Genomic DNA, 19,020 nt, shown 5'->3' with positions numbered 1-19,020 from the left:
ATTCCTCTGATACTAATAAGCATAAAGCGTGCCATATTATTAAAAACGGAAAATGCGGAATCCGTGGTCCAAAAAACGTTTTATGCCGTAGCAGAGGGTAAAAGTTCATAAATCCGTTTTTAAATATTATCTGAAGCCCCAGAGAACAGTTTTTTGCACCAAAAGGATGAATATCACGGTTACTGATGCACCAAAATAACCACGAGTGATTAAGCCAATTTTCCTAACCCACTATTTAATATGGATTTAATAGCATTGCACTTAGAAAGCACCTCAGATAAAGGTCTTGAGTCATTGATATGGCAGAAAAATTCGCGACTCCAAAAAAAAACGGCTACCTATTGTGAGGTAGCCGCTTATCGGCTTAAGTACGATAAAATTTCGGCTGATCGAGGAATATTTAACTTTAGAAATTAATCCAGCCCGCCAATATGAAATGACTTCATTTCTAAATATTCTTCGATACCTGCCTTAGCCCCTTCGCGCCCTATTCCCGAGAGTTTAACCCCGCCGAATGGGGCTATTTCTAAAGAAACAGAACCGGTATTCAAACCTACCATGCCAAATTCAAGTTTCTCGGCGACTCGCCATGAACGACGTAAATTTTCGGTAAAGAAATAGGCCGCTAAACCAAATGGCGTAGCATTGGCCAAATCAATCGCCTGCTGCTCATCATCAAAACAAAATAATGGCGCAACGGGACCAAAAGTTTCTTCATTGGCGATAAGCATCTTGGCGGTGACATCGGCCAGAACCGTAGGCTGGGCAAAATTATTACCGCTTTCGGCGATACCGCCGGTCAGCAGACGAGCGCCTTGGCTTAATGCATCATCGATATGTCGATTGACCTTTTCAACCGCAGCTTTATTAATCAACGGTCCGATTTGCGTTCCGGCCGCAAAACCGTCTCCAACTTTCAGTTTGTTAGTTTCTTCTACCAATCGTGCGGCAAACTTGTCGTAGATACCACGCTGTACCAAAATGCGGTTGGCACAAACACAGGTCTGGCCGCCATTGCGGAATTTACTCACCATCACGCCAGCAATCGCCAACTCGATATCCGCATCATCAAAGACAATAAACGGCGCATTGCCGCCTAACTCAAAACTCAGCCGCTTAACAGAATCTGCACACTGGCGCATCAGCAATTGGCCGACGCGGGTGGAACCGGTAAACGACAGCTTGCGCACCAGCGGATTGCTGGTCAATTCTGCGCCGATACCCTGCGGCATGCCGGTCACGACTTGCAGTACACCGGCGGGAATTCCCGCACGCGACGCCAGCTCGGCCAGCGCCAGCGCGCAAAGCGGCGTCAGGTCAGAAGGTTTGACAATAATCGGACAACCTGCGGCGATAGCGGGCGCACATTTACGAGTGATCATCGCTATCGGAAAATTCCACGGCGTAATCGCAGCAGCAATACCTACCGGCTGTTTCAACACCAAAATGCGGCGATCGCGAGTAGGTGCAGGAATAGTTTCGCCATAAATACGTCGCGCCTCTTCGGCAAACCATTTAACAAAACTGGCACCGTAGCGCACTTCACCGCGCGCCTCTTCCAGTGACTTGCCCTGCTCGGCCGTCATTAATACGGCCAAGTCTTCAGTGTTGTCCAAAATCAGCTGATACCATTTTTCGAGCATCGCGGCACGTTCTGCTGCCGGCGTTTCGGCAAAACTGATGCGCACGTTTTCAGCGGCTGTAATGGCTGCTCGAGTATCTTCTTCATTCATTGCCGGAACACGGGCAATCACTTCTGCCGTCGAGGGATTCACTACCTCTATGGTTTCCTTACTGTTTGCATCGACCCAGCTTCCAGCAATAAACCCTTGCTGGCGGTAAAGTGCTGCGTCTTGTAAAGGTAATGGCGACATATTCTCTCCGATAGATGCGAATGCGTTGAGCGGCTTTCAATAGCCACGGTAAATAGCGATAGATTTACTCTACCGCCGATGGCGAATTTTTTGTGGGGAATGCGCGGTTGGCTACAGCAGAATGTGCGTTATCGGTTTGCGAAAGGAAATTTCATGTCGAGATTGGCTTGCAGCAGTAAAACCTGACGATTGAAGGCTGGTAAAACACCTCAACCTAAGACCGATAGCATTTAAAACCAATAAATTACAAACTTAACTAAAATTCAACACCAACAATAGGACGCTAAATCGATTTATTAGCATAATACAATGCAGATTGGAGATTTAAAGCATTTACTGAGCCTTTGAGCGGTAATTAAAGAGTTACGTCTAAATGGACTACTTTAATCGACGGCAAAATAAGGTCACATTGACTCAATGTATTTAAACGTCCCTGATTCTATTATAAAAAACGCGTTAAAAAACCGGCCGATGCCAGAACCCGCGTAGTTTTCGCATCTTTTAAGACCTGATCTAAAGTTTGTATCAGACCCTGGGTAAACAGATGATCTGTTCGATGACCGCAAGGTACGCCTGAAAGGGTTGGCACCACGTTCTAACCGGAGATCGTTATCATGAAAGAACTCAATATGAATGAATTGGAAATGGTTGCAGGCGGGGCACGTAAAAGTCGTGGAGGTCGTGGATATGGTGGAGATGGTGCCTCTAAGGTTGTTAATGATGTTTCAAAAGATGTAATAGCAGAAACTACCAACGTGGTAACAGACATAGATCAACTCTACGCCGATGCCACTGCAATTCTATAAGAACGGTATATATAGGGGCTAGTCTTACTTATGGAAAAAGTGGTAATAAAATATCGGCCCCTATGCTTTTAGTATATAGGTATTGTATGCAAATTTAATCACTTTATTTCATTGCAGTATAAATGATCATTTATTCCTTGCCCGAGCTTCTCTTAATTGGTCATAAATATCGCCCGGCCTTCATATATTGAAGGCCGATTTAAATGCTCCTTTCATTGATGTCAGTCAGACTAAAATATGCCTCCATTATTCCGCCCGGAAGTCGCCGAAAATAAACAGTCTCAGTGGTTAGGCAAAGCTTTATTGCTTAAGGGCTGGCCGCCGTGGATCACCGCGCTGCTGACTGCCGCATTTATGATTGCCCTGATTATGTTCCTGATTTTTGCCCAGTATGCCAGGCGTATCACGGTAACGGCTGAAGTGATTACTGAGCCGCATACAATAAACCTGTTTTCTCCTGAACAAGGCGTCATCTCACAGCTGTTTGTCAGCAATGGCCAACAGGTCATTTCCGGCACGCCGCTGTATCAACTGGATCTCAGCCGCGTCGGGCAAACGGGTAATGCCAGCACCACCACGTTGGCGGCAATAAATAAACAGCGGCACCAGCTCGACGATATTATTGCTCAGCTTGAAAATAATAAACGTGCCACTTTATCTAATCTGCAAGACCAACTGGATCAATATCAACAGGCGCAAACAGGATTAAACAAGATGGTGGCATCTGCCGCAGACGGTTTAAACGCCATGCGCATTACTCTCGATTCCTACAATATTTCGCTGCGCAAAGGGTTAATTAATACCGATCAGCTGAATAATCAGCGCTATCTCTATTACCAACAACAAAGCTCCTACCAAAATTTGCATGCACAGGCGATACAGCAGTCATTGCAAATCAGCGGTCTGCAAAGCGCCAAAGTGACGAAATCGTCTGATTTTGATAATCAAATTTCACAGTCGCGCTATCAGCAGCAGGGACTGGACCGCGAATTAGCCGAAGCTAACGTTAAAAACTTATTGTTAATCACCGCGCCCGCTGCGGGAAGTATTTCATCTCTCAGCGTGACACCGGGGCAAATGGTCAACGCCGGAGACAGCCTGGTGCAACTGGTGCCGGGAAATAATGAAGTCTTTTTTCTAATCGCCTGGCTGCCCGATGAAAGCCGCCCTTTTGTGACCCTTGGAGAAACGATCAATATTCGCTATGCGGCTTTTCCGGCAGAAAAATATGGCCAGTTTCCCGGCAAGGTCATTTCTGTTGCCGATGCGCCCAGCACTGCGCAAGAAATGAAAGAGTATCTCAGCGCGCCACGCAACAGCAGTGGAATCATCACCGGTTCCTATTTTAAAGCGATCATTGGTCTTAATTCGGCATCGGTCACCTGGCATCAACAACATCTGGCTCTCACTAGCGGCATGCAGGCCGAAACAACGCTGTTTCTCGAGCAGCGTCCGCTATACCAGTGGATGCTCGCACCTTATTACAGCCTCAAAAACAGCATTTCGGGACCGATAAAATGAATAATTTGGAGCTAAAGGCGCTAATGCAAAAACTTCATTTCGGCTTTCGTCGCAAAGTACCGCAAATTATCCAGACTGAAGCGGCGGAATGTGGGTTGGCTTGCGTGGCGATGGTCTGTGGCTTTTATGGATTGCAAACCGATCTTCTTAGCCTTCGCCAGCAGTTTGATGTGTCGACACGAGGCGTGACCTTAAAAACGCTGATGAATATTACCGGCCAATTGCACCTGAAATCCCGGGCTTTACAGGTTGATATCAAGGAGATTAGCGCGCTGAAAACCCCCTGTATTTTGCACTGGGACATGAACCATTTTGTCGTGTTGATACGCTCGAATAAAGGCAGGATCCTCGTTCACGATCCTGCTTTTGGCAAGCGCACGTTAAGTATGCAGGAGGTTTCGGCGCACTTTACTGGGGTAGCGCTTGAGCTATGGCCAGACGCCGAATTTAGTCAGGATAAAAAGCTTAACCGACTGAATCTTCGTAGAATGATTGGCAACGTTAGCGGGCTATTTGCCACGTTGACCAAGCTATTTTGTTTTTCATTATTGATTGAGTCAGTCAATTTATTGTTACCCGTAGGTATGCAACTGGTTATGGACCACGTCATTCCTGCACAGGACGCCAATCTGCTGACTCTCATCTGCCTGGGGCTGTTGTTTTTTGTGTTTTTCCGCACCGGGATAAGCATTCTTAAGTCCTGGACCCAGCTGGTCATGAGCACATTGATTGACGTGCAGTGGAAAGCCCGCCTGTTTGACCATTTGCTGGCGTTGCCTGTTTCTTATTTTGAGAAACGCAAACTCGGCGATATTCAATCCCGTTTTACCTCGCTCGATACCCTGCGCACCACGCTGACTACCAATTTGGTGAATAGCCTGATGGACGGTATTATGTCCGTGGGATTGATTATGATGATGGCGCTTTATGGCGGTTGGCTGGTGTGGATTATTCTTGGATTTACCGTGCTTTATAGCCTGTTTCGACTGGTCACTTACCCGCGTTATCGGCAGATTTCTGAAGAACAACTGGTCAAATCCGCCCGCGCCAGCTCGCATTTTATGGAAACACTTTACGGCATGGGGACCCTAAAGGCGCTGGGTTTGTCATCAAATCGTGCCCAGCGCTGGCTGAACATGAACATTGATACCGCCAACGCCAACGTGAGAAAAACCCGTTTTGATATGTTGTTTGCGGGTGGGAACACCTTAATCTCTACCCTCGATCAAATTTTACTGCTGTGGCTGGGGGCAACTCAGGTAATCGATGGCCATATGACGCTGGGTATGTTTGTGGCTTTTAATACCTATCGTGGCCAGTTTTCGGAAAGAGCGGCCAACCTGCTGAATATGATGTTGCAGCTGCGAATGCTATCGCTGCACTCGGAACGTATTGCCGATATTGCCCTCACCGAGGTTGAACACAACCTGCCTGCTCGCGCACTTTTACAGGCCGGGGAAGCGGCAGCCTTGGAAGTTAACGATGTCTCATTTCAATACGATGTGATGTCTGCACCGCTGATTAAAAATCTGTTTATGACGGTTGCAGCCGGTGAGAGTGTGGCAATCACTGGTCCATCGGGCCAGGGCAAGACAACACTGATGAAATTACTGTCCGGCCTGCTGCCGCCAACTTCAGGAGAGATTCGACTAAACGGCTTGGATATCAGCAAGGTAGGGGTTAATAATTATCGCGCCTGTATTGCCTGTGTGTTGCAGGACGATACGCTGTTCGCGGGTTCCATTGCCGAAAATATTGCAGGCTTTGCAGAGCTGCGAGAACCCGAGCATTTGCTGGATTGTGCTCAACGATGCAGTATTCACGAAGATATTCTGCGCATGCCCATGGGTTATGAGACCTTGATCAGTGAGCTGGGCGGCAGCCTTTCAGGCGGTCAAAAACAGCGTTTGCTGATTGCCCGAGCATTATATCGCCGTCCTGGAATTCTGTTTTTGGATGAAGCCACCAGCCATTTAGATGTAGAAAATGAAGCTCGCATTAATGCCGCCATTTCGGCATTGAAGATCACTCGTATAATTATTGCTCACCGCCCTTCCACCATCGCTTCTGCCGATCGCGTCATTGTTCTTGGCGATTGATATAAAAAAACACTACTTGTAATAATCAGTATTTTATTTAAATAAAAATTTACACATTTAGTTTTTAATAAAAAAACCCCAAAATACAAGCGATCAAAAAACAACCAAAATCATTAAGTCTCTACGTCAATTAATCTTGATGACTTAAAAACATAAAGAAAAATTAATGTTATCCCGCATGGTTTAGGCATAGGAATTTATCTGAATTAGGCGCTAAATCCTTGGTGTTTAATTTTCAAAACAGAATAATAAGCTGCACTAAACTAAACGTAAAGAATCTTACTATTTTCTATCAAAACAATAACCTAAATTCAATCATTTCGTTTAGAGTAAATGCGTAGTTGCAAGGAGCAGCTATGCGGCAAGCTGAAAATTAACCTCAGCTGCCTTTCAAATATTAATCCAGTATTAATTGATAATTTCTCGAGGTTATTATGAAAGTTCTAGACACTATGGAAGTTGAACAAGTTGTAGGTGCTGGTGGTTTTCTTACCGACACATTGGGCACTGTTATTGGCGCTGTAAGTAATGTTGTTAGCCCATTGGTAGGACAAACCGTGCAATCTTTAGACAATGATGTCGATGGACTTTTAAAGTTGTTAATCACCTTTTAAATCCTAGGTCTAACGCTTATTAAATACGCTAATCCTGGAGACTGGCATGAAAGAACTCAATGTTACTGAAATTGATCAAGTTGCCGGGGCCGGTGGCGTTATCACCGATCTGCTGGGAACTGTTCTGGGCAGCACAAATGACGCAATAAGTAACGCGATCAGCCCAGTTGTAGGACAAACCGTACAATTTGCAGAAATTGATGTCGACAGTATTTTAAAATCGTTAATCACCTTCTAAACCGAGGGTTGGACATTTAATAAATACGCTTAATTTGCCTGTGACCAATGATGCTGTTTCATTTAGACGCAGACAGAGTCGCGCCTGCGTATATTATGACTCACGTTGGCAACCCAGCCTTGCTTGCTTAAGTAACATCAGTGACCTGTCAATTACTGTTGAAACCATTAGCCATTGCATATCAATTTTTTAAAATCCTGGAGACTGAGATGAAAGAACTCAATTCTATTGAAACTGAACAAGTTGCTGGCGGCGGTTTAGCTATCAGTGCAGTGAATGATGTTGTTAGTGCTTTGGACCCATTATTACACCAAGTGCTGGCAATCTCTGTTCCGAATGCATTAACCAGTGTTGAAACAGCGGCTACCAGCCTATTTTCAACCTTGGCCTAAAATTTAGTAGCAACGGCATTATGCAACTCAATTAACTGGCTATTAAAACCTCCATTAATAGCTGATATGGGTTATGTCGACCACCTGCTGTTTAACCAGCAGGTGGATTATCTTTATGTCTTAGTTTCCTCCTGCGCAAGTTTGTACCAAGGCGCGCCTTATTCGCCTACATTCTGCCCAAACTACCCTCGAACTCAACTCTGCACTTTTATCGGTAATTTTAGCTTCCTGCCTAACCACATTTCATAACTAACAATGAGTTACATATTTTTTTCAGACCTAGATCACAGAATGCAACCAGATTGCTCAAAAATCACCCACCCTACTTATATACTTAAGTAAAATAGATATCACAAAAATAAAATATAAATTTAATTAATGTTAAAAATTACATTCACTCCCTAGGAGGCCGATCGGCCATTTCGACCAATACGTTGATGATTTGATTATAGATAAAATAAAAAACCATAAATTACAAACCACAAAGAATTTAAAACTTTTATAACGAAATAATATGCCAATTTTAAGAAGATAGTTTAGAGTGATTGAGTGGTCGGAAAGAACCAAACAGCGTAATCCTTACATTGTTTGCAGGATCACAATTAAACTTTTGTTAACTATACCTGAGGTTACTATGAAAGAACTCAATACTATGGAAGTTGAACAGGTTGCTGGTGGCGGTTTAGTGTCAGACCTGTTGGGTGAAGTCGCTAGCACTGTTAACCCACTGGTTAATGAACTGGTTCAAACGACTATTCCTAACGCCGTTTCAAGCGTTGCGACAGGTGTTAACGGTATCCTGACTGCTTTGTTCTAAGAATTGTATCGATGTCATATACTAGTAAATCAGCAAGCCAACGCTTTATTACCAGCATATGACACTGTTCCCCCTGCAGCTTCTTTTGTTGGGGGAACAAAAAGGCCAAATTAGTTCCGCTCAATACTCCCAACTAAATATTTTATTGAACTGCTCTGCCTTGCACTGCTTAAATTCAGTCTGAATAAAAGTGTGATTGCCCGTGCATTTTTAATATCTGAATCACCCATCAATTCCCTACACTTATTAATACAATACGAATCCAACTGTATTTCTCCTGGCAACATCCACTGCATCAATCTGCCGTAGTAGATTTGTCGCTCTACTAAACACCCAGACAATAGTTTCTAACTGAAATAATATTTCAATTTTAACAAAAAGTTACAATAGTTCCCTGCCGCCAATGCTCAATAAATCACCAGCAGAATACCTCCTTTGGCTCATGGCTTATTTACTTAAGCTAAATGGATATCTAATAATTGAAATATAAAGTAAAATTAATGTATTATCTCTACAAGAAAGGTCTAGGAACGCGGCGGGGTTTTCCGTCAAAAGAGTGGCATTAACTTTATAATCAGGCTTAAACACCGCCATTTGAAATTTATAAAGAATTTTTAACTTTTCTTACGATAGAATAAGCCAAATTCAATTAGATAGTTTAGAGTGAATCCAAGGTCGCAAGGGGTTACTTGCTGATGCATGAGGAAATAATCAGCGACTGTAGTTAAGCATCTATTATTAATTTCGGAGATTATTATGAAAGAACTAAACACTATCGAAGTTGAGCAAGTTGCGGGCGGCGGTTTGCTGTCAAGCCTGTTGGGTAATGTTGCGAGCACCGTAGGTGTTGCATTAGGTACAGTAGGAACTGTTGTTACTAGCACTGTTCCTAATATTCTTGGCACCACCGTATCCGATGTTGGCGCAGCTTTGAACGACCTGGGTATTCCTGCTGCAGTTTCAGAGCTGGTTTAATATCTGAAATAAATATATGTCTGTCTCCTACTCGTCAATATTCAAGCCATTTTGAATAACTAGTAAGAGATATTCTTCCACCTGCAGTTCAGGCTGCAGGTGATTTAATCGCTTCTACCAGAGTATTTTGATGTCTGCACTTTTCCGTAAGGAAGTTGCCACTCAGCAACAAACTCAGTGGCTAGGCAAAGCGCTACTGCTTAAAGGCTGGCCACTATGGATTACTTTATCCTTAACCAGTACATTCCTTGTATTGCTGCTGCTATTTCTGACGTTTGCAAACTACACTCGCCGAATTAACGTCAGTGCCGAAGTCATTACCCAGCCCTACACGATTAACCTGTTCTCACCTCAGCAAGGTGTCATTTCCAAACTGCTGGTTAAAAATGGACAACAGGTCGCTGCCGGCACTCCGCTTTATAAAATAGATGTCAGCCAGATTTCACAATCAGGTAATGTCAGTACCTCAACGCTTGATGCTATCAATAAGCAGAAGTTGCAGTTGGACAACATTATCTCTCAGCAACGAAATAATAAGCAGGCCACGTTAGATAATCTCCAGCAGCAGCTTGAGCAATACCAGCAGGCACAGATTGGCCTGAATAAAATGGTCGCCTCCGCCAGGCAAGGGTTAGAGTCGATGGGCAAAAGTCTTGACTCTTATAATGTGTCGCTTAAAAAAGGTCTGATTACTACCGACCAGCTAAATAACCAGCGCTACCTTTATTACCAGCAGCAGAGTTCGTTCCAAAGCCTTACTGCACAGGTTATTCAGCAGTCACTCCAGATTAGCAATCTGCAAAGTCAGAAAGTGACCAAAGCGGCCGAGTTTGATAATCAGATCTCGCAATCGCTTTATCAACAGCAAACGCTGGACCGCGATCTTGCCGAAGCTAATGCAAGAAATCTAATTATCATCACTGCTCCGACGGCAGGAAATATCTCTTCACTGAGCGTAACGCCGGGCCAAATGGTCAATACCGGTGACAGCCTGGTGCAGCTGGTGCCAGAGAGTGAACACGCCTTTTATCTGGTTGCCTGGCTGCCTGATGCAAGCCGCCCTTACGTGCAACTGGGCGAAAAAATTAATGTCAGCTACGCCGCGTTCCCATTCCAAAAATATGGCCAATTCCCTGGAAAGATAATTTCGGTCGCCAGTGCGCCAAGTACGGCAAAAGAAATGTCGGGCTATGTGAGTGCGCCTCGCCAGAATCAGGTTACCGATGGCAGTTATTTCAAGGCCATTGTAGCGCTTGATAAAGGCTCGCTTAGCTGGCACGGACAACCTTTAGCTTTATCCAGCGGCATGCAGGCGGAATCCACGCTGTTCCTCGAAAAACGCCCGCTATATCAATGGATGCTTTCCCCTTATTACAGCTTGAAGAAAAGTATTACCGGACCGGTGAATGAATAATGAATAAAGCGCAGTTAGACGAACTCGTACAAAAATTACATTTCAGCTTTCGCCGCCGAGTGCCACAAATCATTCAGACCGAAGCGGCTGAGTGCGGGCTAGCCTGTGTGGCAATGATTTGTGGTTATCACGGATTACAGACTGACCTGCTCACGCTGCGCCAGCAGTTTGACGTTTCCACTCGCGGCGTCACGCTGAAAACCCTGATGGCGGTGACTCAGCAGCTGAATTTAAAATCTCGTGCGCTACGTTTGGATATCGACGAACTTATCGAGCTTAAGACGCCGTGCATTTTGCACTGGGACATGAATCATTTTGTGGTGCTGCTCTCCGCCAAACGCGGGCGAATTGTGGTGCATGATCCGGCGTTCGGGCGGCGCGTGTTGGGCTTGCAGGAAGTCTCGGCGCACTTTACCGGCGTTGCGCTCGAGCTATGGCCAGATGCCAATTTTAGCCATAAAAAGAACACCAACCGGCTCAATCTGCGCAAGATGGCGAGCAATGTCAGCGGCATTTTTGCTACCTTGACCAAACTGTTTTGTTTCTCGCTGATGATAGAGGCGGTAAATCTGCTGTTACCGGTCGGTATGCAGTTGGTGATGGACCATGTGATCCCGGCGCAGGACCCCAACCTGCTCACGCTTATCTGTCTTGGCCTGCTGCTGTTCGTGATATTTCGCACCGGCATCAGTATTCTAAAATCCTGGACTCAGCTGGTAATGACGACTCTGATAGACGTGCAATGGAAAGCGCGCCTGTTTGATCACCTGCTTGCCCTGCCGCTGGCCTATTTTGAGAAACGTAAACTCGGCGACATTCAATCGCGCTTTGTTTCACTCGACACTTTGCGCACCACGCTGACCTCCAACGTCGTCAATAGCCTGATGGACGGCATAATGTCGGTCGGACTGTTGGTGATGATGATTCTGTACGGCGGCTGGCTGGTGTGGGTTATCCTCGGTTTCACTACCCTTTACTGTTTATTCCGCCTGGCAACCTATCCAACTTATCGCCAGATAGCCGAGGAGCAGTTGGTGAAAAATGCTCGTGCCAGCTCGCACTTTATGGAAACGCTGTACGGCATGGGCACCTTAAAAGCGTTGGGGCTTTCCTCAAACCGCGCGCAGCGTTGGCTGAATATGAATATTGATACCGCCAACGCCACGGTGCGAAAAACGCGTTACGAGATGCTGTTTCAGGGCGGCAATACTTTGATTGCGACTCTCGACCAAATTGCTCTGCTGTGGCTCGGCGCGAGTCAGGTGATTGACGGCCATATGACGCTGGGTATGTTTGTGGCGTTTAACACCTATCGCGGGCAGTTTTCAGACCGCGCCGCCAACCTGCTGGATATGGTGCTACAGCTGCGCATGCTGTCGCTGCATTCCGAGCGTATTGCAGACATTGCTCTCACCGAGGAAGAGCATTATATCCCTGAGCGCCCGCTGCTGCGCGTGGGTGAAGCCGCGGGTCTGGAGGTGCAAAATGTATCCTTCCAGTACGATGTGCTGTCCGCCCCGCTGATTAACAATCTCAACCTTAGCGTGACGGCAGGCGAAAGCGTGGCGATAACCGGCCCGTCGGGGACTGGGAAAACCACCTTGATGAAGCTGTTGTCGGGTCTGTTGTTGCCCACCGCCGGAGAAGTCAAACTCAACGGAATGGATATCAGCAAAGTTGGCGTAAACAATTACCGCGCCTGTATTGCCTGTGTGTTGCAGGAAGATACGCTGTTTGCCGGTTCAATTGCCGAAAACATTGCCAGCTTTGAGGAACAAAACGAGCCTGAGCACCTGCTGGAATGCGCCCGCCGCGCGAATATTCATGACGATATTTTAGCCATGCCAATGGGCTATGAAACGTTGATAAGCGAGCTGGGCGGCAGCCTGTCCGGTGGGCAAAAACAGCGTTTGCTGATTGCCCGGGCACTGTATCGCCGCCCGAGCATTTTGTTCCTCGATGAAGCTACCAGCCATCTTGATGTCGAAAACGAGGCTCATATCAATGCTTCGATTGCGGCGCTAAAAGTGACTCGCATAATCATTGCTCACCGCCCTTCAACGATTGCCTCAGCCGATCGCGTGATTGTGCTGGGGAGCTGATTCAGCCAGCATTTCATCTACCACATCGCCGACGATAGCTATGCCGTCGGCGATGTCTTCCACTTTGATTGATGAAAAACCAATACGCATGTAGTGAGTTGGCCGCGAGGTTAATTTATTGGCAGACTGTAAGAAATAGCTTTCACCGGGCTGAATATAAACGTCTCTCTGGTAAGCTCGTTGCGAAAGCTCACGAGTATTGATCTCCTCGGGAAAGCGCAGCCACACCGAGCTGCCACCTTCAGAACTTGCCACTTCGGCCAGCGGAATATACTGCCTGAGTGCCTGTTGCAGGGTATGCCAGCGCAGTTCGTATTCTTCGTGAAAGCGCTTGAGAAGCGACTCGTAATAGCCCCCTTTCAGAAACAGCGCGACGGTGCGCTGGTTATTTGCCGCCGGGTGACGAATGCTCATCCTGCGCAGCGCGCGGGCCTGTCGAATAAACGGCAGCGGACCGACTAAAAATCCAACTCGCAGGCCGGGCGACAGCAGCTTTGACAGGCTAGTGACATACACCACGCGGCCATCTGTATCGGCAGATTTCAACGCGCTGGAAGGAAAACGGCCAAATCGCGATTCAGTGTCGTAATCATCCTCAATGATAATAAAGTCGTGATCTTTAGCCATTTGCAGCAGCTCACGACGTCGAGAATGTGACAACGTCACGGTTGTCGGTGACTGGTGACTTGGGGTGACGTAAAGAATATCGCAACCCACCAGCGCATCGCCGATAATCAGCCCGTCTTCATCGACCGGCAGCGGTTTAAGCACTGCGCCGTGGAAAATCATCAGGTTACGTACATCGGGGTACGACGGGTCCTCAATGCCAACCACCATTCCCGGGCGGATTAAACATTGGATTGCCAAAAATAGTGCATGCTGGGCGCCCACGGTAACCAGCACTTCCTGGGTATGGGCCGTAAATCCGCGCCTTGGCAAAACGCGACGGCGAAACGCATCCAACAATACAGGGTCATCTTCGTCGACATAATCCACGGTCCAGTCATACATATCATGCAGTGACAGCGAATCGCGGCTGCATTTTCGCCAGCTGGAGATTGGAAAGATCCAGCGGTCATGCTGGCCGTACATAAAGGTATATTTTTTGCTCCGCCAATCCTGTGGATGAGTAATGTGCTCCATCGCGGCAGGATTGATAACCAGCTTGCTGTCCCAGTCAACCGACGGCGAAACCTCCTCCACAGGCCGACTTTGTGGCAACCTTGCCATGGCATCTGGCGCAACGTAAAAACCGCGCCGGTGTTCGGAAATCAAGACGCCTTCCGCCGCCAGCTCTTCGTAGACCAGCGTCACGGTATTGCGAGATATCTTCAGCTGCTCGGCCATAATGCGAGTGGATGGCAGAGTTTGCCCCTGCTCGTAATCCCCTTTAGCTATCGCCTCAGAAATTTTTTCGCGCAGTTTTGACTGTAATGAACCCTGCGACTTGCGATCTATTGCATTGGCAACCGATAAGTTAAGCATCCGCGCCCGTCCTCACTTGAATAACTTACAGCGACTATTACGCGGGTCGTTGGCCGCCAATAGCCGGAAATTTATTCACTAATCCATGCAATATTTCGGCCATCTGTTGAGTCATCGCCTGTTCATCGGCCGGTTTGTCCTGCGCGGCAACGGCTGCGAACACTTGATGCTTAAGGAAGTGTCGCCACACCACGGGCATTGCGGCTAAAAACTCGGTCAGCAAACTGTAGCGCTGGCGAGTCCAGACCTGTTCAAATTCGCGCCGCGCCGTGCCGTAATCGAAATGCTCGTTGCCGGCTTCGGCCATGGTGCTGCGGGTAATTTCAGTTTCAAAGGCATCGATTGCGCCATTGTGGATAACCACGCCGTAATCACGGCGCGCGCCTTCCAGACTCACGAAACCGCATTGCACGTCGCGCAGTACGCTTTGTGGTGAACGCTCGCGCGCCGGGCCGTACCCGCCAGCACCGGGGCCAATCAGCCTAACGATGTCACCCGGTCCGCATTTAATCACGTCAATATTGCCGTGCTCCACTTCCCCAGCGCTGCCGGGATTGGTCTGGAAGCTCGAGTTTTTACCGGCATTACCGCCCGCCGCACCCGCCGAGGCAAACACTGAGCGATTACGGTTCCGCGCGGTAACGACGGTATTTGGCGCGGTGATTTCAAACTCCATCACGGTCGCCATGCCGCCGCGATAGCGCCCTGCGCCGCCGCTGTCAGGCTGCAAGCCGTAACGGCGCACCAGAATCGGCACCTCGGCTTCGTTGATTTCGACTGGAGTATTTTTGAGGAAGGCGGAGAGCCCGCCCGAGCCGTCCGGGCCGTCGTGACGCGGAGTGCCACCTGCGCCACCGCCTACGGGACCAATCGAGGCCACCACGGTCCGGCTTTGGGCGTCCACGGTTCTAATATTCACAATCGAGTTACCGCCAGGAGAGTTGGCCGGTAACCGGTCAGGTACTGCCAGTGAAAACGCCCCCAGCGTGGCAATTTGCGACACCGCGCAGGTCAGCGAACGCATGCCAACCGCCGCCGGTTCTTCACAGTTCATCACCGTGCCGCTGGGTAGAATAGCTCGCGTCGGGCGCAGCGTTCCGGCATTGAGCAGTAGGCGGCTGTCCAGCGTCGACAGCACGTAAGTCACGCCCACCAGCGCCAGCGGATGCCTTTCACGCCCGCCGGTTGGCATATTCAGTGATGACGTGAGCTGCGGATCGCTGCCAGTGTAGTCCAGTTCAAGGGTTTCGCCCGTAACGCGCAGCGTAACCGCAATGCGGCAGGGATAACCGCCATCAGTATCTTCATCGGCGTAATCGGCATAGAAATATTCTCCGTCGGGAATAGTCGCGATGATATTGCGCGCCTGCTGCTCGGCATAGTCGAGAATACCCTCGACCCCCTGCAAGAAATCTTCAATGCCAAAGCGGGCAATAATCTCCTGAACCTTGCGTTCGCCGATATTAACCGAGGCGATCTGGGCATTAAAATCCCCCCAGTTTTGATCCGGCGCGCGAACGTTAAGGCGCATAATCCGTGCCACATCTTCATTCAACTTGCCGCCAGAGATAATTTTTAACGGCGGTATGCGCAGCCCTTCCTGCACTATCTCGGTCAGCGATCGCGACAAAGAAGCAGGCACCGCACCACCAACGTCGGTGTTATGGATATGTCCGACCACAAAACAGGCAATCTGCCCCTGATAAAATACCGGCTTCCAGATATGAATATCAGGCGAATGCGTGGCCACATTGCCAGCATAAGAGTCATTGGTAATGCAAATATCGCCCTCTTGATAGTCGTCGATCAGTTCTAAAACCGGCGCATAATCAATACCGCTGTACCAAGGTGCACCAAAACTGCGCGGAGAAGCGAAGGCCAGCCCCTCGCGAGTGACAATTTGGCAGGAAAAATCCTCGGTTTCTTTAACGAATGTTGAATGCGCGGTGCGCATCAGCGTAAAGGCCATGGCATCGGCAGCAGCAGCGCAGTAGTTGGCCAATATTTGCAGATTGCGTCCATCAATTGCCATGCTGGAAGTCCTCAAATGGGGTAATAATCAAATTGCCAAAACTATCGACGTTGACCTGCATCGCGGTTGGCACACAGGTAGTACAGTCGTCCTGAGCAATAATCGCCGGTCCGTTAAACCTTTGACCCGCCCGTAATTGGTCACGGCGCACGACCATGACGTCGCGCCGAGCCCCGTCCACCCAGGCACTGACCACCGATTGCGCAACCACCGGAGCGTCACTGTGAGCCAGTTTTTGCAGGTCAGGTCGCGCGGTGGGTGAAGTGATAACCAGACGCAGGTTGATTATTTGCATCGCGGCCTGCGCGTCGCTGTGACCAAAAATTTTCAGATGCTGCTGGTTAAACGCCTCGCCGATGGCGGCAAGGCTCTCGGCCTGGGATAATCCCGCCGCCAGCCAGCCGTTTTCCAGCGCCACTTCAATTTCAAATGATTGACCGCGATAGCGCATATCGGCCGAAAATTGCAGGCGATAAGGTAAATCGGCACCGTGTTCGCGCCGCAACCAGCCCTCGGCATCCTGCTGCAGCGCCGTTGCGGCGAGCGCGATTTCCTGTAGGCAGTCGAGAGTTAAATCGCGGTACAGAGTGCGGATAAAATCATTTTTCAGGTCCGCCACCAGCCCGCCCAGTGCCGAGAGCACGCCCGGCGTCGGTGGCACCACCACGCCTTTCATGTTCAGTTCGCGGGCCAGATAGCAGCCCATCATCGGACCCGCACCGCCAAATGCCAGGAAGTAGAATTCGCGCGGATCAATGCCAAAGCGCGACACTAAACCACTGGTATCGGTATACATACTGGATATCGCCAGCTGAATAATGGTTTCGGCGGTCTCTTCAATGGAAATTCCCAACGGCCGAGCCAGTAAACTCACTGCGTCACGCGCGGCTGCAACGTCAACACTCACCGCACTGTAGCCCAACGCGCCGTGGCCTAATAATCCGCAGGCGGCAAAGGCATCAGTCACCGTAGCCTGCTTGCCGCCGCGCCCGTAACACACCGGGCCAGGCAACGATCCGGCGCTGTCAGGCCCGACCTGCAATACGCCAAGCCGGTCTATCCACGCCAGCGAACCGCCGCCCTGTCCCACTGAGGTGACTGAAACGGAAGGAATAAAAATTTGAAACTCGCCGATCACTTCGCCGCTGCCGTATTCCGGCCTGCCGTCAACGATCACCGCCACGTCGGCGCTGGTGCCGCCGATATCTAAACTCAGCAGCTTGCCGAAACCGCATTGGTCGGCGATATATCCGGCACCAATCACTCCAGAGGCAGTACCAGAGAGGATCATCTGCACACATTCGGCCTTGGCTTGAGTCACGCTCATCACGCCGCCGTTGGATTTGGTGATCCTCGGTGGCACCGGCACGCCCATCTCCGCCAGCGCCTTTTCAAAAGCGCCAAGGTAATTAATCACCTTTGGCTGGACGTAGGCGTTGATGGTGGCAGTGATGGTGCGTTCGTATTCGCGAATAATCGGCCAGATTTCAGCAGAGCAGGAGGTCAGCATTTCCGGCGCCAGTTCGGCAACCATCTCACGAACGCGCGCCTCGTTGCTGCCATTGCGATAAGAGTGCAGAAACGCGACCACAATGCCTTCACAGCCCAGCGCTCGCGCCTGTTCGACGGCGGCAATCACTGAATCGGCATCTACGGCTTGCAGAATACGCCCCTGACTGTCGGTACGTTCTTTAATGGCAAACACCCGATCGCGGCTAATCAACGGGTCGGGACGACGAGAAAACAGGTCATGAATGTGCGGAATTTTTAAACGTGCCAGTTCAAGCACGTCCTCAAACGCCTGCGTGGTAAACAGCGCCAGCCTGACCCCTTTGCGCTGAATCACCGCATTGACCCCGACAGTGGTGCCGTGAGTAAAATAATGAACCTCCTGCGGCGCAATGCCGAAGCTGTCGCGCAGCTGGCTCAGTCCGGTAGTAATTTCACTGCCGGGGCTATCGGGCCGAGAGAGCACTTTCAGGGTTCGAATACTGTTATCGCGCTCGTCCAGCACGGCGAAATCGGTGAACGACCCGCCGATGTCTACGCCAATTCGGTAAGTCATTGCGTGCGTTCCTTTACCGTCAGGGGATTAACGGTGATAAGCGTTTCGTTAAGAGATATTGAGATTGGGCCTGCCGGGTTGGCGCGAGTAATCTCCATGATGCTTTCAGGTTGTTTAACCAGATTCCAGCCAGCGCGCTGATATACCGGCTGAGCATCACGGGTGGTCAGCATCCATTTCGACACATTGACAAGGTCCGGATGGCTACGCACCACCGCCGATAACCAGGTGCCGAGACCGCGCCCGCGAAAATCGGCATCAATGAAAATATCCATCACATAGGCAAGGCGGCAAAAATCGGTGACAACGCGAGCAAAGCCAATCTGCTGCCCTTGATAATAAAGTCCCAACGCCATTGAATTGGCTATCGACCGCTCGATAATTTCTCGCGGCAGGCCTCTGGCCCAGTCGGATTGAACGGAAATAAAATCGAAAACTTTATCGAAATCTAGCCGCTGGCGGTCGGTGCTGAGTTCATAACCCTCACGCGACCACTGCACAATTTTATTGTCATTAACCCAAGCCATGCCGTTACCTGTCTGGTTACTGTGAAGTTTCTGCTATCAGTTAAACCACACAACGACAC

At 49.0% G+C, this 19,020-nt stretch carries 15 protein-coding genes; 10 read left to right on the top strand and 5 right to left on the bottom strand.

Annotated features, from left to right (window positions below):
* Nucleotides 1-413: 413 nt before the first annotated feature.
* Nucleotides 414-1,874, bottom strand: coding sequence for an NAD-dependent succinate-semialdehyde dehydrogenase (locus tag AB3G37_RS10840; RefSeq protein ID WP_369790687.1), 1,461 nt, complete (start codon nucleotides 1,872-1,874; stop codon nucleotides 414-416).
* Nucleotides 1,875-2,488: 614 nt separating this feature from the next.
* On the opposite strand from AB3G37_RS10840, the gene AB3G37_RS10835 reads away from it, so the two are divergent.
* From AB3G37_RS10835 to AB3G37_RS10790, 10 genes are all read left to right on the top strand, one after another.
* Nucleotides 2,489-2,680 (top strand): hypothetical protein, encoded by a 192-nt coding sequence (locus tag AB3G37_RS10835; protein ID WP_369790686.1) that lies wholly within the window; start codon nucleotides 2,489-2,491, stop codon nucleotides 2,678-2,680.
* Nucleotides 2,681-2,917: 237 nt separating this feature from the next.
* A complete protein-coding gene (locus tag AB3G37_RS10830) occupies nucleotides 2,918-4,201 on the top strand; it encodes an HlyD family secretion protein (RefSeq protein WP_369790685.1) in 1,284 nt (427 codons plus the stop codon).
* On the top strand, nucleotides 4,198-6,300 hold the full coding sequence (locus AB3G37_RS10825; protein WP_369790684.1) for a peptidase domain-containing ABC transporter: 2,103 nt from the start codon (nucleotides 4,198-4,200) through the stop codon (nucleotides 6,298-6,300). The genes AB3G37_RS10830 and AB3G37_RS10825 overlap by 4 nt, the downstream gene beginning before the upstream one ends.
* 434 nt (nucleotides 6,301-6,734) lie before the next feature.
* Entirely contained in the window at nucleotides 6,735-6,914 is a 180-nt protein-coding gene (locus tag AB3G37_RS10820; protein ID WP_037377950.1) for a hypothetical protein, read from the top strand.
* Nucleotides 6,915-6,960: 46 nt separating this feature from the next.
* Nucleotides 6,961-7,152 (top strand): hypothetical protein, encoded by a 192-nt coding sequence (locus AB3G37_RS10815; RefSeq protein WP_009636242.1) that lies wholly within the window; start codon nucleotides 6,961-6,963, stop codon nucleotides 7,150-7,152.
* 209 nt (nucleotides 7,153-7,361) lie between these two features.
* Nucleotides 7,362-7,544, top strand: a complete 183-nt coding sequence (locus AB3G37_RS10810) for a hypothetical protein (protein ID WP_009636243.1) — start codon at nucleotides 7,362-7,364, stop codon at nucleotides 7,542-7,544.
* Nucleotides 7,545-8,178: 634 nt separating this feature from the next.
* Nucleotides 8,179-8,361, top strand: a complete 183-nt coding sequence (locus AB3G37_RS10805; protein ID WP_037377991.1) for a hypothetical protein — start codon at nucleotides 8,179-8,181, stop codon at nucleotides 8,359-8,361.
* Between the two features lie 756 nt (nucleotides 8,362-9,117).
* Nucleotides 9,118-9,336: a hypothetical protein gene (locus AB3G37_RS10800; RefSeq protein WP_009636246.1), complete on the top strand. Its 219-nt coding sequence runs from the start codon at nucleotides 9,118-9,120 to the stop codon at nucleotides 9,334-9,336.
* A 124-nt stretch (nucleotides 9,337-9,460) separates the two neighbouring features.
* Nucleotides 9,461-10,750 (top strand): HlyD family secretion protein, encoded by a 1,290-nt coding sequence (locus AB3G37_RS10795; protein WP_369790935.1) that lies wholly within the window; start codon nucleotides 9,461-9,463, stop codon nucleotides 10,748-10,750.
* Nucleotides 10,750-12,852 carry a peptidase domain-containing ABC transporter gene (locus AB3G37_RS10790; protein ID WP_369790683.1) on the top strand — a complete coding sequence of 701 codons (2,103 nt, stop codon included), beginning with the start codon at nucleotides 10,750-10,752 and terminating at the stop codon, nucleotides 12,850-12,852. The genes AB3G37_RS10795 and AB3G37_RS10790 overlap by 1 nt, the downstream gene beginning before the upstream one ends.
* Here AB3G37_RS10790 and AB3G37_RS10785 read toward each other — a convergent pair.
* The 4 genes from AB3G37_RS10785 to AB3G37_RS10770 are packed head-to-tail and all read right to left on the bottom strand — an operon-like array spanning nucleotide 12,820 to nucleotide 18,961.
* Nucleotides 12,820-14,337, bottom strand: a complete 1,518-nt coding sequence (locus tag AB3G37_RS10785; RefSeq protein ID WP_369790682.1) for a PLP-dependent aminotransferase family protein — start codon at nucleotides 14,335-14,337, stop codon at nucleotides 12,820-12,822. The genes AB3G37_RS10790 and AB3G37_RS10785 overlap by 33 nt on opposite strands.
* Before the next feature lie 37 nt (nucleotides 14,338-14,374).
* Nucleotides 14,375-16,369 (bottom strand): hydantoinase B/oxoprolinase family protein, encoded by a 1,995-nt coding sequence (locus tag AB3G37_RS10780; protein WP_369790681.1) that lies wholly within the window; start codon nucleotides 16,367-16,369, stop codon nucleotides 14,375-14,377.
* Complete coding sequence (locus AB3G37_RS10775) at nucleotides 16,359-18,434, bottom strand: hydantoinase/oxoprolinase family protein (RefSeq protein ID WP_369790680.1); 2,076 nt, start codon at nucleotides 18,432-18,434, stop codon at nucleotides 16,359-16,361. Before AB3G37_RS10775 ends, AB3G37_RS10780 begins: the two co-directional genes overlap by 11 nt.
* Entirely contained in the window at nucleotides 18,431-18,961 is a 531-nt protein-coding gene (locus tag AB3G37_RS10770) for a GNAT family N-acetyltransferase (protein ID WP_009636251.1), read from the bottom strand. The genes AB3G37_RS10775 and AB3G37_RS10770 overlap by 4 nt, the downstream gene beginning before the upstream one ends.
* Between the last annotated feature and the right edge of the window lie 59 nt (nucleotides 18,962-19,020).

It is taken from the genome of Rouxiella sp. WC2420 (assembly GCF_041200025.1).
GTDB lineage: Bacteria > Pseudomonadota > Gammaproteobacteria > Enterobacterales > Enterobacteriaceae > Rouxiella.
The sequence above is the reverse complement of the archived record's forward strand: the minus strand, read 5'-3'. Positions and strand labels throughout refer to the sequence as shown.

Bases quoted from the DNA above. Each gene is read 5' to 3' on its own strand.
- AB3G37_RS10810 (WP_009636243.1), top strand. From the start codon at position 7,362: ATGAAAGAACTCAATTCTATTGAAACTGAACAAGTTGCTGGCGGCGGT.
- AB3G37_RS10820 (WP_037377950.1), top strand. From the start codon at position 6,735: ATGAAAGTTCTAGACACTATGGAAGTTGAACAAGTTGTAGGTGCTGGT.
- AB3G37_RS10835 (WP_369790686.1), top strand. From the start codon at position 2,489: ATGAAAGAACTCAATATGAATGAATTGGAAATGGTTGCAGGCGGGGCA.
- AB3G37_RS10780 (WP_369790681.1), bottom strand. From the start codon at position 16,369: ATGGCAATTGATGGACGCAATCTGCAAATATTGGCCAACTACTGCGCT.
- AB3G37_RS10815 (WP_009636242.1), top strand. From the start codon at position 6,961: ATGAAAGAACTCAATGTTACTGAAATTGATCAAGTTGCCGGGGCCGGT.
- AB3G37_RS10800 (WP_009636246.1), top strand. From the start codon at position 9,118: ATGAAAGAACTAAACACTATCGAAGTTGAGCAAGTTGCGGGCGGCGGT.
- AB3G37_RS10775 (WP_369790680.1), bottom strand. From the start codon at position 18,434: ATGACTTACCGAATTGGCGTAGACATCGGCGGGTCGTTCACCGATTTC.
- AB3G37_RS10805 (WP_037377991.1), top strand. From the start codon at position 8,179: ATGAAAGAACTCAATACTATGGAAGTTGAACAGGTTGCTGGTGGCGGT.
- AB3G37_RS10785 (WP_369790682.1), bottom strand. From the start codon at position 14,337: ATGCTTAACTTATCGGTTGCCAATGCAATAGATCGCAAGTCGCAGGGT.
- AB3G37_RS10790 (WP_369790683.1), top strand. From the start codon at position 10,750: ATGAATAAAGCGCAGTTAGACGAACTCGTACAAAAATTACATTTCAGC.
- AB3G37_RS10770 (WP_009636251.1), bottom strand. From the start codon at position 18,961: ATGGCTTGGGTTAATGACAATAAAATTGTGCAGTGGTCGCGTGAGGGT.
- AB3G37_RS10830 (WP_369790685.1), top strand. From the start codon at position 2,918: ATGCCTCCATTATTCCGCCCGGAAGTCGCCGAAAATAAACAGTCTCAG.
- AB3G37_RS10840 (WP_369790687.1), bottom strand. From the start codon at position 1,874: ATGTCGCCATTACCTTTACAAGACGCAGCACTTTACCGCCAGCAAGGG.
- AB3G37_RS10825 (WP_369790684.1), top strand. From the start codon at position 4,198: ATGAATAATTTGGAGCTAAAGGCGCTAATGCAAAAACTTCATTTCGGC.